General features: G+C 53.0%; 15 protein-coding genes. 6 read left to right on the top strand and 9 right to left on the bottom strand.

Annotated features, from left to right (window positions below; all coding sequences use genetic code 11):
- Positions 1 to 278 precede the first annotated feature (278 nt).
- The gene (locus NBA72_RS17845) at positions 279 to 734 is read left to right on the top strand and encodes a DUF4385 domain-containing protein (RefSeq protein WP_000985653.1); all 456 of its coding nucleotides are present in this window, start codon (positions 279 to 281) and stop codon (positions 732 to 734) included.
- A 103-nt stretch (positions 735 to 837) separates the two neighbouring features.
- On the top strand, positions 838 to 2,139 hold the full coding sequence (locus tag NBA72_RS17840; RefSeq protein ID WP_042948277.1) for an MFS transporter: 1,302 nt from the start codon (positions 838 to 840) through the stop codon (positions 2,137 to 2,139).
- On the opposite strand, the gene NBA72_RS17835 is transcribed toward NBA72_RS17840, so the two are convergent.
- The 5 genes from NBA72_RS17835 to trxC form a co-directional block, all read right to left on the bottom strand.
- Entirely contained in the window at positions 2,136 to 2,459 is a 324-nt protein-coding gene (locus NBA72_RS17835) for a YfiM family lipoprotein (protein ID WP_001264473.1), read from the bottom strand. The genes NBA72_RS17840 and NBA72_RS17835 overlap by 4 nt on opposite strands.
- A gap of 44 nt (positions 2,460 to 2,503) precedes the next feature.
- Positions 2,504 to 3,859 (bottom strand): CDP-diacylglycerol--serine O-phosphatidyltransferase, encoded by a 1,356-nt coding sequence (pssA, locus tag NBA72_RS17830; RefSeq protein ID WP_042948280.1) that lies wholly within the window; start codon positions 3,857 to 3,859, stop codon positions 2,504 to 2,506.
- Between the two features lie 114 nt (positions 3,860 to 3,973).
- Positions 3,974 to 6,634, bottom strand: a complete 2,661-nt coding sequence (gene pat / locus NBA72_RS17825; protein WP_000082643.1) for a protein lysine acetyltransferase — start codon at positions 6,632 to 6,634, stop codon at positions 3,974 to 3,976.
- 53 nt (positions 6,635 to 6,687) lie between these two features.
- The gene (gene tapT, locus NBA72_RS17820) at positions 6,688 to 7,368 is read right to left on the bottom strand and encodes a tRNA-uridine aminocarboxypropyltransferase (protein ID WP_000183647.1); all 681 of its coding nucleotides are present in this window, start codon (positions 7,366 to 7,368) and stop codon (positions 6,688 to 6,690) included.
- A 72-nt stretch (positions 7,369 to 7,440) separates the two neighbouring features.
- Positions 7,441 to 7,860, bottom strand: a complete 420-nt coding sequence (gene trxC / locus NBA72_RS17815; RefSeq protein WP_001098732.1) for a thioredoxin TrxC — start codon at positions 7,858 to 7,860, stop codon at positions 7,441 to 7,443.
- A gap of 203 nt (positions 7,861 to 8,063) precedes the next feature.
- Here trxC and NBA72_RS17810 point away from each other — a divergent pair, with 203 nt between their 5' ends.
- Positions 8,064 to 9,101: a tRNA/rRNA methyltransferase gene (locus NBA72_RS17810; RefSeq protein WP_000997370.1), complete on the top strand. Its 1,038-nt coding sequence runs from the start codon at positions 8,064 to 8,066 to the stop codon at positions 9,099 to 9,101.
- A gap of 115 nt (positions 9,102 to 9,216) precedes the next feature.
- On the opposite strand, the gene ung is transcribed toward NBA72_RS17810, so the two are convergent.
- Positions 9,217 to 9,906, bottom strand: a complete 690-nt coding sequence (gene ung / locus NBA72_RS17805) for a uracil-DNA glycosylase (RefSeq protein WP_023246021.1) — start codon at positions 9,904 to 9,906, stop codon at positions 9,217 to 9,219.
- Positions 9,907 to 10,224: 318 nt separating this feature from the next.
- Here ung and grcA point away from each other — a divergent pair, with 318 nt between their 5' ends.
- Positions 10,225 to 10,608: an autonomous glycyl radical cofactor GrcA gene (gene grcA, locus NBA72_RS17800; protein WP_000627811.1), complete on the top strand. Its 384-nt coding sequence runs from the start codon at positions 10,225 to 10,227 to the stop codon at positions 10,606 to 10,608.
- 61 nt (positions 10,609 to 10,669) lie between these two features.
- Here the strand turns inward: grcA and eamB are convergent, their stop codons facing one another.
- A complete protein-coding gene (gene eamB / locus NBA72_RS17795) occupies positions 10,670 to 11,257 on the bottom strand; it encodes a cysteine/O-acetylserine transporter (RefSeq protein ID WP_000188418.1) in 588 nt (195 codons plus the stop codon).
- A 102-nt stretch (positions 11,258 to 11,359) separates the two neighbouring features.
- Between eamB and NBA72_RS17790 the strand changes: the two genes are divergently transcribed.
- Positions 11,360 to 12,259 carry a LysR family transcriptional regulator gene (locus tag NBA72_RS17790; RefSeq protein WP_077917541.1) on the top strand — a complete coding sequence of 300 codons (900 nt, stop codon included), beginning with the start codon at positions 11,360 to 11,362 and terminating at the stop codon, positions 12,257 to 12,259.
- Positions 12,260 to 12,276: 17 nt separating this feature from the next.
- Here NBA72_RS17790 and srmB read toward each other — a convergent pair whose 3' ends face one another.
- Entirely contained in the window at positions 12,277 to 13,611 is a 1,335-nt protein-coding gene (gene srmB, locus NBA72_RS17785; protein ID WP_000219174.1) for an ATP-dependent RNA helicase SrmB, read from the bottom strand.
- Between the two features lie 130 nt (positions 13,612 to 13,741).
- Between srmB and trmN the strand changes: the two genes are divergently transcribed.
- Complete coding sequence (trmN, locus tag NBA72_RS17780) at positions 13,742 to 14,479, top strand: tRNA(1)(Val) (adenine(37)-N(6))-methyltransferase TrmN (RefSeq protein ID WP_042948289.1); 738 nt, start codon at positions 13,742 to 13,744, stop codon at positions 14,477 to 14,479.
- Here trmN and nadB read toward each other — a convergent pair.
- Entirely contained in the window at positions 14,464 to 16,086 is a 1,623-nt protein-coding gene (gene nadB / locus NBA72_RS17775) for an L-aspartate oxidase (protein WP_042948292.1), read from the bottom strand. The genes trmN and nadB overlap by 16 nt on opposite strands.
- Between the last annotated feature and the right edge of the window lie 56 nt (positions 16,087 to 16,142).

Raw genomic sequence — 16,142 nt, 5'->3', positions numbered from 1 at the left:
CAGAAGTGAAACGCCGTAGCGCCGATGGTAGTGTGGGGTCTCCCCATGCGAGAGTAGGGAACTGCCAGGCATCAAATTAAGCAAACGGCTCAGTCGAAAGACTGGGCCTTTTGTTTTTGTCTGTTTCTGCCGGATGGCGGCTCCGCCTTATTCGGCCTACAGGAATTATCCCGCCTACGAATCTGGTGCTCTTGTAGAACCGATAAGAGCACAACCCACCCAATCGTTAACGATGAACTATCCTTTACACGTGCTTATATAAGCAGTGAGGATTTTCATTGGCTATCAAACCTTTTAACTACCAGCAGGACTTTTCCAGCATCGACTTCCGCCAGCAGCCTGAATTGTATCAGGTTGGACGAGGCGAGCAGGGGGTGCTACTGGTTGAACCCTACAAAAGCGAAATTCTTCCTTTCTGGCGCTATAAAGATGAAGCATCGGCGATGAAATCCGCAGAACAGATCTACCAGTTGTTCGAAGCTTACCGGCAGCAGGATGATTTCGTTGGTATGGATATGGCGCGTAAATTTATTCAGATGGGATACACCCGCGCCAGGCGATACGCTAACTATAAAGGCGGTAAAAAGTATGCAGAAGACGGCAGCCTGAATACACGGGGTAATGATCCTATTAAGGCCGCGGCGGCAACGGTTTTCAAAGGTTGGTGGGATAAAATTCGTCAGGACGAAGACTATCTGAAACGGAAACGCCAGCATCAGGCACGGTGGGGATAAAAATTAGCAAACAAATAATTAACACTTTATTTACTTTTTTGTCTCGCGTAATCTGAATCTCCAAAATAAAAGGCCGATTAAGCCTGGCAACAAGGAGAACAGTATGGCAGAAATTATTCAGCGTATAGATAAAAACAACGCTGAGGCTCCGGAGATGCGGCGACGCATATGGGCTATCGTGGGGGCCTCTTCCGGAAACTTAGTGGAATGGTTTGATTTCTACGTCTACTCTTTCTGCTCGCTCTATTTTGCACATATCTTCTTTCCTTCTGGTAATACCACTACTCAGCTTTTGCAAACGGCAGGCGTCTTTGCCGCCGGTTTTTTAATGCGGCCTATCGGTGGTTGGCTGTTTGGACGCATTGCCGATCGACGCGGGCGCAAAGCCTCAATGTTGATTTCGGTGTGCATGATGTGCATGGGGTCGCTGGTGATTGCCTGCTTACCTGGTTACGATACCATCGGCATCTGGGCACCGGCGCTGCTACTTATTGCAAGGTTATTTCAGGGGCTCTCGGTAGGGGGAGAGTATGGGACCAGCGCGACATATATGAGTGAAGTTGCGCTTGAAGGTCGTAAGGGATTTTTCGCCTCGTTTCAGTACGTTACGCTTATCGGTGGCCAACTACTGGCATTGCTGGTCGTTGTGATTTTGCAGCAGGTTCTGGAGGATGCTGAGCTTCGTGCCTGGGGATGGCGTATTCCCTTTGCGCTGGGCGCCGTGCTGGCGGTTGTGGCGTTATGGCTACGTCGCCAGCTGGATGAAACCTCGAAGCATGAGACTCGCGCGTTAAAAGAAGCGGGTTCGTTGAAAGGTTTGTGGCGTAATCGCAAAGCCTTTTTGATGGTGCTTGGTTTCACCGCGGCAGGCTCGCTGTGCTTTTATACCTTCACCACCTATATGCAGAAATATCTGGTAAATACAGCAGGTATGCATGCCAATGTCGCCAGCGGCATTATGACGGCTGCGCTGTGTGTTTTCATGTCGGTGCAGCCGTTATTCGGCGCGTTATCCGATAAGATTGGCAGGCGCACTTCTATGCTATGCTTTGGCGCGCTCGCGACGCTTTTCACCGTTCCAATTCTCTCCGCATTGCAGGATGTGACGTCGCCTTATGCCGCATTTGCTTTAGTGATGTGCGCGCTATTGATTGTGAGTTTCTATACCTCGATTAGCGGGATCCTGAAAGCGGAGATGTTTCCGGCGCAGGTTCGCGCCCTGGGCGTCGGTTTATCCTATGCGGTAGCAAATGCGTTATTTGGCGGCTCTGCGGAATATGTCGCGCTGTCGCTAAAATCTGTCGGTATGGAGAGTTCGTTCTTCTGGTATGTTACCGCGATGGCCGTTCTGGCTTTCCTGGTTTCGCTGATGTTGCACCGTAAAGGAAAGGGCTTACGCCTTTAGTATCGCGCCATTTGCCAGATAGCGTAACCGGTTGTCGCGCCAGCGACATCCCAGACAAAATCTTTCCAGCTCCAGCCGCTGCCTTCCGGGCGGCTGTCCCAGAGTTCTTTTGAGGCTCCGAGACTCAAAGAAAACATCAGCCCTATCGCTGCGCTGCGGTCAGGGCTTACTCCCTGGTGACGCGCATACTCATTACCGGCTGCCGATAGCATCGCTGATGCCATAAAATGTTGGGCTTTATCCTGACCGCTCCAGTGGTCGTTAGCCAGATGGCTGCACCCGGAGAGAAACAACACCGTAAAAGGAATCAACACGCGCACCAGTTCACTCCTAAGAGAAAACCCCGTACAGGACGGGGCTTCGATTACAGGATACGGCTAATTAATCTGTCGATGCGGATCCGGCGCAGGCGGCGAATCAATTTACGCACTTTTATCGGATAGTCGGCAATGCTCTGCAGGTCACGATAATGTTTTACGATGGCTGTGTGCGTTCGGATAAGTTCCAGCTCTTTTTCCCGCTGAGGGGCAAGCTCCTGCTTAGGATCGTGGATCAGAATGGCGTTTTCCAGATCCAGACGCCAGGCGCGAGGATTCAGATTGTTGCCGGTGAGTAGCATCCATTTATCATCTACCCACATCCCTTTCAAATGATAGGTATTGTCGTCATCTTTCCACAGACGCACCACAAGCTGATCGGTATTGACGTAATACTGTAAACGGCTCAGGAAGCGGCGCAGGTTAATCTCATAGAGATAGGGCAGCGCGCCAATGATCTTGAACGGCTCATCTTCCGGAATGTAAAAATCATTCGCGGTTTTATCGCCAACTATGATTTCGACTTTCTTTCCATCGCGCAGTAGCTGAATAATATTCCGCACCAGTACCGCTGGTAGATTGAAGTAAGGGGTACAAATGGTGAGCTTATGCTCCGCACAGGGCATGAGATGGAAAATGGTTTTGTTCAGCAGACTGGATTTGCCAAGCCCGACCAGCGGCGTAACGGAGAGCTGCTCGTCATTAGCGTCACCCTGAAAATGATATGACGCATCACGTAGCTCCTGACGGTATAAGCGGATATCGTTTTTAATCTCCGGGCTTTTCGGACGCTGGGTATTATCCAGACGATTCACACCACGGCCATTCATCAGATTTTGCGTCACCCAGTCAAACATGATGTCTGCCATTTGCCGATTGCGAATCAGCTGGTAGCGATCGTAGCGATATTTGTCATGCTGATGGAGATAGACATCGTTCAGGCTGGCGCCGCTGTACAGGACGCTATCATCAATGATAAAGCCTTTAAAATGCAGTACGCCAAGCGCTTCTCGCGTATTAATCGGTACGCCGTAAACCGGGACATCAATGCCGGGGTTTTCCTGCGCCAGTCGGCAATACCAGTCTGCATTGGTATTCGAGGCCGCTGCGCCAATGCGCCCGCGTTGCGCGCGATGCCAGTCGACCAGCACCCTCACGTCCAGTTCAGGACGCTGCCGTTTAGCCGCATAGAGCGCGTCGAGTATACCTTTACCCCCATCGTCCTGTTCCAGATACAGGGCAACGATACAAATACGCTGCGTCGCGCTGGCGATTTTCTCCAGCAGTGTCTCCCGAAAAGTAGCAGGAGTATAAAAGAAATCTACATCATCAACTGACTGAGAAATCTTAGGGAGTTGGGCAAGGTGTTGTTGATGTTTATTACGCTTAAATTTTGACAACATCACAGTGCATTTCTTCTCTGTTCATTGAAGGGTCCTCTGTGCTATGCAGACGACATAAGCGAGCAATAATAACATCAGTACCCGTTAAAGTGGTCAACATTTCCAGTACATTACTCACGATTCATCACATTTGGCCAGATTCAGCGTCAATCCCACGATGCCCTCTTCGAGCTGAATATCGACCTGAAATCCCAGTTTTCTGGCCAGCGCGACCATGCCGCGATTGTTCGGCATCGTAATACCGTTCAGCCGCTTCAATCCGTGATCGCGAGTATAGGCAATCAATTTCTCCATTAAACGGCGTCCTAAACCCAACCCTTTGAGATCTGAACGCACCAATACGGCAAATTCGGCATCTACGTTGTCAGGATCGGAGATCGCGCGCGTTACGCCGAGGATCTCTTCAGCGTTGTCCATCCGCCTCACGGCCACAAAGGCCATTTCTCGATCGTAGTCGATCTGCGTCATGTTGGCTAAATCTTCATGGGTGAATTCGTTGATCTCGCTGAAATAACGGTAGTAAAGATCCTCTTTGGTGACCTGTGCGATGAATTGTCGCAGTTGGGGCTCATCTTCCGGCAGGATAGGACGGAACAGGCAGCGATCGCCATTTTTCATCTCCACCCACTCTTCAAGCTGGTGGGGATAGGGGCGTACCGCAAGTCGACTTTCGTTATCGCCATCAAACGGGGCAATATCCAGCGTCACATCCAGCGCGGTAAACTCACTGGCGGAAGCCAGCAGCGGATGGATATCCAGACGCTGAATTTCCGGGCAGTCGACAATCAGGTTTGAAACCTGGACCAGCAATTGGCTTAAACCGACAATATCCAGCGGACGCAGCGCGCTACGGGCGCGAATTTTCCGCTGTTTAATGCCCTGAATCACCAGATAGCGCGCCAGGTTCATGTTGAGCGGCGGCAGCGCGACGACAGCCTGCTCTTCCGGACGCCACTCTACGCCGCCTTCACCCAACATAATCAAAGGACCAAACACCGGATCGTGCTCGACCACCACTCGAAGCTCCTGCGCGCCGGCGCGGTTAGCCATGCTTTGTACCAGCAAACCGTGAATCCGCGCCTGCGGCCAGGCCATCTTTACACGATCGAAAATGGCGTTCGCGGCCTGTTGTACCTCGCTTGCGGTCCGCAGGTAAAGCATGACCCCCTGAACTTCAGATTTATGCGGAATGTCGGGCGAGCGCAGCTTGAGAGCTACCGGATAGCCTATCTGTTCGGCGATATGCACCGCTTCAGCGCTGTCGCTGGCAATCCAGGTTGGGAGCGTATGCAGCCCATAGGCGTGTAAAATCGGCTGTACTTCATGGGTATCCAGTGAGGTGGCGCCTTCCGCAATCGCCCGCTGTAACAGATTATGCGCCTCAGCGGTATTGGACGTCAGGTTACTCGGCAGCGCTGGCGTTTCCCGCAGTTGCTTCTGGTTACGCCGGTATTCCACCATATGCATAAACGCGGTAATCGTGCCTTCCGGCGTGCGGTAGGTTGGTAATCCGGCTTCGCTGAACAGCCGTCTTGCTTCCTGAGATGAGAACTCGCCGCACCAGTTTGTCAGTAGCGTAACAAACTTGCCTCTGGGGTGGCGCTTAATCGTCTCGATCAGAGCATGGGCGCTTTCTGTACCCGGCGCGGCAGCGCTGGGAGAGTGGATAACCATAAGCGCGTCAAAATCCTGACTGGCGAGCAGGATATCCAGCGTTTTGACGTAATGTTCGCTGCTGGCGTCATCACACAGATCCAGCGGATTGGCAATATCTATGTGCGCGGGAAGCGCCTGCCGTAGTTGCAGGCAGGTCTCTTCGCTCAACGTCGCCAGCTTACCGTTACGCGACCACAACTCATCTAACGCCAGCGCGGCAGGCGCGGCGCCATTGCTGATGATCATCAGTCTGTCGCCGCGTAGCGGACGCATATGGCTTAGTGTTTCGACGGCGGAAAAAAGCTCGTGCGTATCCTGGACTCGCAGCAGGCCTGCGCGCTGGATGGCCGCATCCCACGCAGGGTCCATTCCCGCGCTGGTATTAAGTAAACGCTGGGCTGCCGGGCTTCGGCCGCTTTTAATCACCAGAATCGGTTTGTTACGTGAAGCGCTACGGGCGGCGGAAACAAAACGGCGGGCGTCGCTTAACTGTTCCAGATAGAGCAAAATTGCGCTGGTCTTGCTATCGCGCGCCAGATAGTCCAGTAGTTCATCGACATCAATATCCAGGCTATCGCCCAGCGCGATAAAGTAGGAAAAGCCCATTTCACGCTGTTGCGCCCAGTCAAGAATAGTATTGGACACGGCGGCAGACTGGGAAATAAAAGCGAGCTTGCCCTGTTTAATCGGGACGGGAGAAAAGCTGGCATTCAGCCCTTGCCACGGCGCGAGGAGCCCAAGACTGTTTGGACCCAGCAGACGCATTTTATAATGCCGGGCACAGGCAAGAAGTTCTTCATGTTGCGACGTGGGAGCAGAAAGGATAATGCACGTTTTACACCCTTTCGCGCCAAGCGCGTCCAGTAACGCCAGGTTACGGCTGGCGTTAGTGCATAAAATAGCCAGATCGGGGGTGAAAGGAAGACTGGCGATATCCGGCCAGGCCATGACGCCTAAAACGGCTTTCCAGGCGGGCGTCACGGGAAGGACGGGGCCATTGAATCCGCCCGCCAACAAGTTACGCATCATCAGGTAACCCGCGCGGTGGGGCTTCATTGATGCGCCAATCACCGCGATCGATTTTGGTCGCAGTAGCGCTTCCAGTCCTTGCTGGCTCATACCGGTTTCCCTTACACAGAAGTGACCGGATAATTTTAAACGCTTTCGCTATTTTATGCTGTGACGTTTCCCGGATGTTGCGTTTTTCCTGCCAGATAGCGCGTTTTGAAACGGGTGAAATGTTCACCTAAACTGGTTGCCGCCTCGGTATCTCCCGCCAGATCTAACAACGCTATGGCGACTTCGGCGGTACAATATTGCCCTTCGGCATGGATTTCACGCAGACGATAAGCTGAAAGACGCGATAAATCGACGGAAATGACCGGCAGATGATCCAGATAAGGGCTTTTACGAAACATTTTACGTGCTTCGGGCCAGGTGCCGTCCAGCATAATAAACAGCGGCGGTTTCCCGGCGGGCGGGGTGGAAATGACCTCGCGCGCTTCGCCGGCGTAGGACGCAGGAAAGACCACTATCGGCTGATAATCCGGATGCCGTACCAGCTCCAGCAACGCCTGCGGCGGCTCGGTACGCGACCACTGAAACGCCGCGGTATCCGGCAAAATATCGGCTATCAGCCGGCCGGTATTGCTGGGTTTCATCGGTTCAGTGTCAAACATGACCAGACAAAAACGGCTTTTCGCCTGAGAAGGCGTTAACGTATCACACAGGCAAGATTTTAGCGGCAGCAGGCAGCGTTGACAGCGGCGAACCCGATTGCCTCTGGCAAGAAAAGGGCGAGTAGCGCGCGCAAGCCGCTCGGCGCGTAACTGAAGGACAGCGTTATTGGTCATAGAAAGCGTTTGCGGAGAAAAACGCTATTGTGGCAGAGGTGAAAACGGGGCACAAGATGCGCCCCGTGGCGTTTACAGCGCTTCGTTCAGCCAGCTGTCGAAAGGCGCTTTAGGCACTGCGCCATTAAGCATATCGACCACCTGTCCATGTTTAAAAATCATAATTGTCGGGATGCTGCGGATACCGAAACGGGCGCTGAGTTCCCGTTCCGCCTCGGTATTCACTTTGACGAAACGGACTTTACCGCTGCGCTCTTCTGCGACATCCTCGAAGATTGGCGCAAAGTTACGGCAAGGGCCGCACCAGGGGGCCCAGAAGTCGATCACCACTGGAAGATCGTCCTTCAATAGTTTGTCCAGCGTTTCGCCGGTCGCATTAATGACTTCTCCGTCAAACAACTCATGACCGCAGCGTCCACATTTTGCCGCGTCCTGAAGCCGATCGTCGGGGATGCGGTTAATGGCCTGACAATGGGTACAAACGGTGTTCATAGCTAACCTCTGAATACGTCGGAAGACGTCCCGCTATGCGCGGGATGTTTCTATAATGTTACATATTATCGAGGAGTCTGTGCTAAACAACAATGTGTTTTATTCAATGAGTACAATAGTCGCAAGCTTTTAAACGAAATCATGGCTAACCGGATGCACATCGGGTAATCTTCGCGCTTCGCGCAGCGCTGGTGGAGAAAAGCATGAACGATGAATTAAAAAACAAAAGCGGCAAAGTCAAAGTGATGTATGTCCGTAGTGATGATGACTCTGATAAACGCACCCATAACCCGCGTACCGGGAAAGGGGGAGGCCGCCCAGCAAAGTCTCGCACTGACGGTGGACGTCGCCCCGCCCGTGATGAGCGAAATAATCAGAGCCGTGACCGTAAACATGAAACTTCGCCGTGGCGCACCGTGTCCCGCGCGCCAGGCGATGAAACGCCTGAGAAAGTCGATCATGGTGGTATTAGCGGTAAAAGTTTTATCGACCCTGAAGTTTTGCGTCGCCAGCGTGCGGAAGAGACGCGCGTCTACGGCGAAAACGCCTGCCAGGCGCTATTCCAGAGCCGTCCTGACGCCATCGTGCGCGCATGGTTTATCCAAAGCGTGACCCCGCGTTTTAAAGAGGCGCTGCGCTGGATGGCGGCGAATCGTAAAGCCTACCATGTGGTGGATGAAGCCGAACTGGCAAAAGCTTCCGGGACTGAGCACCACGGTGGCGTGTGTTTCCTGATTAAAAAGCGTAACGGTACGACCGTTAAGCAATGGGTAAAGCAGGCGGCGGATCAAGACTGCGTGCTGGCGTTGGAAGATGTCGCTAACCCGCATAATCTGGGCGGCATGATGCGTAGCTGCGCGCACTTCGGCGTGAAAGGCGTGGTGGTACAGGATGCGGCGTTGCTGGAGTCCGGCGCGGCGATTCGTACTGCGGAAGGCGGGGCGGAGCATGTCCAGCCGATTACTGGTGAAAGCATTGTTGACGTACTGGATGATTTTCGTCAGGCGGGGTACACCGTGGTGACGACGTCCAGCGATCGCGGTCAGGCGCTCTTTAGTACGACCCTGCCGGAAAAGATGGTGCTGGTCTTAGGCCGTGAATATGACTACCTGCCGGAAGCGGCGCGCGAACCCGGCGATCTGTGCGTGAAAATTAACGGCACCGGGAACGTGGAAAGCCTGAATGTGTCGGTTGCGACAGGCGTACTGCTCGCCGAGTGGTGGCGACAGAATAAAGCGTAAGGGCTGCAGCCCGGTGACGCAACGCGCGCCGGGCCAATGATGTACTTTCTACCGCCCGGTCAGACAAGGCGCTTTCGCGCCGTTATCCGGGCGATAAAACGGCGAGCCGCCAACGTTATTCACTCTCAGTCGGTAATACTGGCGTCCAGTCGATAGTTTTCTCGCCGTGTTGTTCCAGCCATTGGTTCGTTAGCGCAAAATGGTTACAGCCAAAAAATCCGCGGTGCGCAGAGAGTGGCGAGGGATGCGGAGCTTTCAGAATATGGTGGCGCTGTGGATCAATAATCGCGCCTTTCTTCTGGGCGTGCGAGCCCCACAGCAGGAAGACGACCCCTTCGCGGTGTTGGTTAATCAGGCTTATCACTTTATCCGTAAAGGTTTCCCACCCCAGGCTGGCATGAGAGTGCGCCTGGCCTGCCCGTACCGTGAGCACCGTATTCAGTAACAGTACGCCCTGGCGTGCCCAGCTTTCCAGATAACCGTGCGCGGGGCGAACAAAGCCGGGAATGGAGGCTTCCAGCTCTTTGTACATATTCACTAATGACGGCGGGGGAGCGATCCCAGGACGCACGGAAAACGCCAGACCATGTGCCTGGCCGGGGCCGTGGTAAGGATCTTGTCCCAGGATCACCACCTTAACGTCGCCCAGTTCCGTGAAGCGAAAGGCGTTAAACACATCTTTTTGCGGCGGGTAGACCGTGATACCCGACTGACGCTCGCCAGCAACAGTGTGAAGCGTATTGATAAAGTAAGGTTGCTGTTTCTCATCAGCCAGCACATCGTGCCAGGTTAACTCAGTCGCCATCTCGCTCTCCTGCGAATTTCCAGTTCCCTTAGCTTAACTGCTTCTTTCTGCAGTGCAAAATCCTGCGTGCTACAAAAACGGTTACCTACAAAAGATAGTTGAAAATTTATGTAAAAAGTTTATAGGTCTGAATGGTGTAAGTTGATGTAAAACAATAAATTCCCTTCATCACCCTTTTTATGGTGTGGTTTTTATTGATTTAAATCAAAGAATGAAGGGGGATCGAAGGGTATATATACACTCAAGCAACAATGGTTTTACCAATTGGCCGGGATTAGGCCGACCGAAATCAAATAATTTTGCCTGGGGAGGCATCACATGATTACAGGTATCCAGATTACTAAAGCCGCTAACGACGACCTGCTGAATTCCTTCTGGCTGCTGGACAGCGAAAAAGGCGAAGCGCGCTGCATCGTTGCAAAATCCGGCTTTGCTGAAGATGAAGTTGTGGCTGTCAGCAAACTGGGCGAGATTGAATACCGTGAAATTCCGATGGAAGTTAAACCGGAAGTACGCGTTGAAGGCGGTCAGCATCTGAACGTTAACGTTCTGCGTCGTGAAACTCTGGAAGATGCGGTTAAGCATCCGGAAAAATACCCGCAGCTGACTATTCGTGTTTCTGGTTATGCGGTGCGTTTTAACTCCCTGACGCCGGAACAGCAGCGCGACGTTATCGCTCGTACCTTTACCGAAAGCCTGTAAGGCTTATCCGGTAATAACAAGCGGAAGAGGCCGGGCCTTTTCCGCTTTTGTTTTATTTGGGTCAGTAAAAAATCCGCACCGCGCAGTACACCAGCAGTAACGCCAGAATGATATTTAACTGGCGACCATAATGGCGAAACGCCCGCTGAAACAGATGTCCCGCCAGCGCCCAACACACATTACCGAACGTGCCGATCAATGCCAGCAATATACTGACGCCGATGACCCAGTTCAGCGCCTGCGTTTGCGGTAAAACAAATGTAGACAGAGCGGTAATGCCGTACAGAATAATTTTGACGTTCACAAACTGCAGGCCAAAGCTTATCCAAAAGCCAACCGGTTTGGGTCTGACATTCTCATCCGCCGCTGGACTGGTGGCAATTTTCCACGCCAGCCACAGGATATACGCAGCCCCCACCCAACTGAGTAAATGAATGATTGCCGGATCGATAACCGCAAGGGAAAACGCGATCCCGGCGCACAGCAGCATGACGACCAAAAATCCCAGACTCATACCTGTCAGTACACGAATACTCTGCCGAAAACCATGTGCAGTTGCTGCGCTAAGCGCGAGAATATTGTTTGGGCCGGGGGTAAGGGCGGTGATTAATGTATAAGTCCAGAAAGCGCTTAAAAGCATCGGTGTCACTTGTCATCTCCTCTGTTTTAGCAGACAGTACCCGATATGAAATATTTAAAAAAATGAATGTTTTTTAATTCTGAATTCGAGATTTTCGATAGGTTGGTGGTTATGGATCTGCGTCGGTTTATTACGCTGAAAACGGTAGTGGAAGAGGGCTCGTTTCTGCGGGCTTCGCAAAAGCTGTGCTGTACTCAGTCGACGGTAACTTTTCATATTCAACAGCTTGAACGTGAGTTTTCCCTGCAACTGTTCGAGAAAATAGGGCGCCGAATGTGCCTGACCAATGAGGGGAAAAAGCTGATGCCGCATATCCATGAACTGACGCGTGTGATGGAGTCGATTCGTAAAGCCGCAAGACAGGATGCGGAACCCGGCGGAGAGCTGCGCGTGGCGACAGGTGAAACCTTACTGGCGTACAAAATGCCGCAGGTTTTACAACGTTTTAAGCTGCGAGCGCCGAATGTCAGATTGTCGCTACAGTCGCTGAATTGCTATGTGATACGTGATGCGTTGCTGAATGACGAGGTCGATTTGGGCGTTTTTTATCGCGTAGGTAATGATGACGCGCTCACGATGCAGCAACTGGGGGAGCAGTCGCTGGCGCTGGTGGCCTCTCCACTGCTACAGGATGCTGATTTTACGCAGCCAGATCAGCATATCCCCTGCAGCTTCATCATCAATGAACCGCAATGTGTCTTCCGCCAGCTGTTTGAAAGTACGCTACGGCAGAGGCGGATTACGCTGGAAAACACCATTGAATTGTGGAGTATTGAGAGCATTAAACAGTGTGTGGCTGCTAACCTGGGCATCAGCTTTTTACCACGTTTTGCCGTTGAACGAGAACTTAGTATCGGTCAGTTGAAAGAGCTGCCGTTTGGCGCGCCGTCGCTATCGATCATGGCGCTGTGCGCCCATCATGCCGGGAAAGCGGTCAGCCCGGCAATGCAGATATTTATGCAGTGTATGGAGGCGTGTTTTACCGTGGAAGATAAAAAAATGCCGGGTTAACGAACCCGGCATTATCATCACTCTTCGCTGGATTGCTCCTGCATTTTCGTACCGCTTGGCTTGCGGCGCTTACCGATATTTTTTGTATCGCGGTGACGTTTCTTCACGCGCGGCTTCTCTTTTTCTTTCTCTTTTTTCTTCTCGGCGCGTTTCGCCAGCACTTTTTTCGACGGTTTGCCGGTCAGCTTTTCGCTGGGCGCACGCGTGGTCGGGCGAAGCTCATCAATGACGCGCGCTTTTAGCGGCTCTTCGATGTAGCGACCGATTTTCAGCAGCAACAGATGGTCGTGGGCTTCTACCAGCGAGATTGCAGTGCCTTTGCGACCCGCACGGCCTGTACGACCAATGCGATGCAGATAGGTATCGCCACTGCGCGGCATGTCGAAGTTAATGACGTGGCTGACGTCAGGAATATCAATCCCGCGTGCCGCGACGTCGGTCGCGACCAGCACGTTAACGCGACCGTCGGTGAGACGCTTAATACCTTCGTTACGTTTGATCTGCGCCATCTCGCCTTCAAGATAGCAATTGTTGATCCCTGCCAGACGCAGCGTTTCAGCCAGTTCATGGACGCGTTCACGTTTACGTACAAACACGATAGAACGGGTTGCATCGTCTTGTTTTAGCAGATGCTTCAACAGCGCAACTTTATGTTCGAAATTGTCGGCACGGTAGTACCACTGGTGAATTTTCTTACGCTCGCGGGTTGACGGATTGGCGGAAACCTCAACCGGGTCTTCCAGCAGGCGCTCGGCAAAATCTTTAATCGCATCGCCTTCCAGCGTGGCGGAGAACAGCATCGTCTGTTTACGCCAGCGGGTCTCACCAGCGATATGTTCAATGTCCTGAGCGAAGCCCATGTCGAGCATCCGGTCAGCTTCGTCAAGAATCAGTGTTTCAACCGCCCGGCAGTCAAAGTTCTCTTCTTTTATATATTGCAGCAGACGGCCCGTCGTGGCGACCACGATATCCTGGTTTTCGCTAAACACTTCAGCATGGTTCATATAGGCCACGCCGCCGGTAATCGTGGCGATATCCAGATGAGTATGCTTAGCCAGTTCACGAGCGTGATCGGCAACCTGCATTGCCAGTTCGCGGGTTGGCGTCAGGATCAGAATGCGCGGCGGCCCCGATTTTTTACGCGGAAAGTCGAGCAGGTGCTGCAACGCCGGCAGCAGATATGCCGCCGTTTTACCGGTGCCTGTCGGCGCAGAACCGAGTACATCACGGCCATCGAGCGCAGGCGGAATGGCGGCAGCCTGAATGGCGGTCGGGCGAGTGAAACCTTTATCCTGGAGGGCATCCAGCAGGCTTTCGTCGAGTTCAAGTTCGGAAAAAGTCGTTACAGTCATGTTCTACCTCTGTGTGGGGCGCTGATTATAGACGTTACGGCCGCAATCTTCATCTGTTTGTATGGATATCCCTTCTCAGGTATTGTTTTCACTCGGCGCTGTCGCCGTTTTTTTGCAAGGTTGTTTTTACATGTCTCAGTCTGGCTCCGTTCTTCGTCGTAACGGATTTACGTTTAAACAGTTTTTTGTCGCACACGATCGGTGTGCGATGAAAGTGGGAACTGACGGTATTTTACTCGGGGCGTGGGCGCCGGTCGCGGATGTAAAGCGAATTCTGGATATCGGTACTGGAAGCGGTCTGCTGGCGTTAATGCTGGCGCAGCGGACGGATGACAATGTGCCTATTGACGCCGTGGAACTGGATGCCGGGGCTGCCATGCAAGCGCAGGAAAACGTGGCTCACTCTCCCTGGCCGCATCGAATAACGGTGCATACTGACGATATTCAGAGTTGGGCGCCTCGCCAGACGGTACGCTTTGATCTTATTATCAGCAACCCGCCTTATTACGAACCCGGTGTGGAATGCGCCACGCCGCAGCGGGAGCAGGCGCGTTACACCGCTACGCTGGATCACCAGACGTTATTGGCTATTGCGGCGGATTGTATTACCGAAGACGGCTTTTTTTGCGTAGTCTTGCCGGAACAAATAGGTAACGCTTTTACGCAGCAAGCGCTCAACATGGGATGGCATTTGCGATTACGTACTGACGTTGCGGAAAACGAAGCGCGCTTGCCGCACCGGGTTTTGCTCGCATTCTCCCCGCAAGCCGGGGAGTGCTTTAGCGACAGAATAGTAATTCGCGGGTCAGACCAGCATTATTCTGAAAGTTATACGGCGCTGACCCAGGCATTTTATCTGTTTATGTGAGGCGTTAACGGCGAAAGGATCGATGGGCCTGATTCAGCCAGTTGTTGCGGATAATCCAGCGTAAAGTGCAGCCCCCGGCTCTCTTTACGCATCATCGCGCAACGCACAATCAGTTCGGCCACTTGCACCAGATTGCGCAGCTCCAGTAAATTATTCGAGACGCGAAAGTTGGCGTAATATTCGTCAATCTCTTGTTGCAACATAGTAATACGCCGTAGGGCGCGCTCCAGCCGTTTCGTCGTGCGCACAATGCCCACATAGTCCCACATCAGCAGGCGCAGTTCATGCCAGTTATGCTGAATCACCACCCGCTCATCGGCGTTCTCCACGCGGCTTTCATCCCAGGCGGGAAGGACGTCAACGCTGTGGACAGAAGGCATTCGCCTGTCGATATCCATTGCTGCGGACCAGCCGTACACTAAGCATTCCAGCAACGAGTTGGACGCCATACGGTTAGCGCCGTGCAGGCCGGTGTAACTGACTTCGCCAATGGCATATAAGCCGTCTACATCGGTACGACCATAATCATCGACGACCACGCCGCCGCAGGTATAGTGCGCGGCAGGAACAATGGGAATCGGTTCTTTGGTTAAATCCAGCCCCAAATCGAGCAGTTTCGCATAGATCATCGGGAAGTGCTGGCGGACAAAATCGTCAGGCTTGTGGCTGATATCGAGAAACATACAGTCTGCGCCGAGTCGTTTCATCTCATGGTCAATAGCGCGGGCGACAATATCGCGCGGCGCCAGTTCCCCGCGTTCGTCAACGTCCGGCATAAACCGTGAACCGTCCGGACGTTTAAGGTATGCGCCTTCGCCACGCAGCGCTTCGGTAAGGAGAAAATTACGCGCCTGCGGGTGATAAAGGGCGGTGGGATGAAACTGGTTAAATTCCAGATTAGCGACCCGACAGCCTGCGCGCCAGGCCATCGCGATACCGTCGCCGGAGGAAATATCCGGGTTAGTGGTATATTGATACACCTTTGAGGCGCCGCCGGTCGCCAGCACCACCGACTTCGCATGACAGGTTTCAACCCACTCTTTATTGCGATTCCAGATCCAGGCGCCGACGACCCGGCGAGGCCCCGGCAGACCCATTTTATCGGAGATAATTAAATCAACGGCGTTGCTGCGTTCCAGCACCTGAATATTAGGATGATTTTGCGCCCGACTGACCAACGTGGTTTCGACTTCCTTTCCGGTAGCGTCGGCGGCATGAAGGATACGGCGATGACTATGGCCGCCTTCACGCGTGAGATGATAGCTCTCCTTGCCGTTTGGCTGGACATGCGTATCAAACAGGACGCCCTGATCGATAAGCCACTGCACGCAGGTACGGGCGTTGCTGGCGACAAACTCCACCGCGTGGCGATCGCAAATTCCGGCGCCGGCAATCAGCGTATCTTCGACATGCGACGCAATACTGTCGGTTTCATCAAACACGGCGGCAATACCGCCCTGCGCATAAAACGTGGAGCCCTCGCTCACCGGCCCTTTACTCAGGACGATAACCTTATGCTTTTCAGCCAGACGCAGCGCCAGCGAGAGTCCGGCCGCGCCGCTGCCGATAATTAACACATCACAGGACAGTTCAGGAGTTGTCATCATGGTTCTTGTTTAATTTACTAAACATGGTTGCGGCAGATTAGCACTATATGGCGCTA

The sequence above is a fragment of the Salmonella sp. NW1250 genome (assembly GCF_051812965.1).
Taxonomy (GTDB): Bacteria; Pseudomonadota; Gammaproteobacteria; order Enterobacterales; family Enterobacteriaceae; genus Salmonella; species Salmonella enterica.
Note: the sequence above shows the minus strand (reverse complement) of the source record. Positions and strands in the feature narration are given on the sequence as shown.

Coding starts and splice junctions, on each gene's coding strand:
- NBA72_RS17840 (WP_042948277.1), top strand. CDS start 838: ATGGCAGAAATTATTCAGCGTATAGATAAAAACAACGCTGAGGCTCCG.
- pssA (WP_042948280.1), bottom strand. CDS start 3,859: ATGTTGTCAAAATTTAAGCGTAATAAACATCAACAACACCTTGCCCAA.
- pat (WP_000082643.1), bottom strand. CDS start 6,634: ATGAGCCAGCAAGGACTGGAAGCGCTACTGCGACCAAAATCGATCGCG.
- tapT (WP_000183647.1), bottom strand. CDS start 7,368: ATGACCAATAACGCTGTCCTTCAGTTACGCGCCGAGCGGCTTGCGCGC.
- trxC (WP_001098732.1), bottom strand. CDS start 7,860: ATGAACACCGTTTGTACCCATTGTCAGGCCATTAACCGCATCCCCGAC.
- NBA72_RS17810 (WP_000997370.1), top strand. CDS start 8,064: ATGAACGATGAATTAAAAAACAAAAGCGGCAAAGTCAAAGTGATGTAT.
- ung (WP_023246021.1), bottom strand. CDS start 9,906: ATGGCGACTGAGTTAACCTGGCACGATGTGCTGGCTGATGAGAAACAG.
- grcA (WP_000627811.1), top strand. CDS start 10,225: ATGATTACAGGTATCCAGATTACTAAAGCCGCTAACGACGACCTGCTG.
- NBA72_RS17790 (WP_077917541.1), top strand. CDS start 11,360: ATGGATCTGCGTCGGTTTATTACGCTGAAAACGGTAGTGGAAGAGGGC.
- srmB (WP_000219174.1), bottom strand. CDS start 13,611: ATGACTGTAACGACTTTTTCCGAACTTGAACTCGACGAAAGCCTGCTG.
- trmN (WP_042948289.1), top strand. CDS start 13,742: ATGTCTCAGTCTGGCTCCGTTCTTCGTCGTAACGGATTTACGTTTAAA.
- nadB (WP_042948292.1), bottom strand. CDS start 16,086: ATGATGACAACTCCTGAACTGTCCTGTGATGTGTTAATTATCGGCAGC.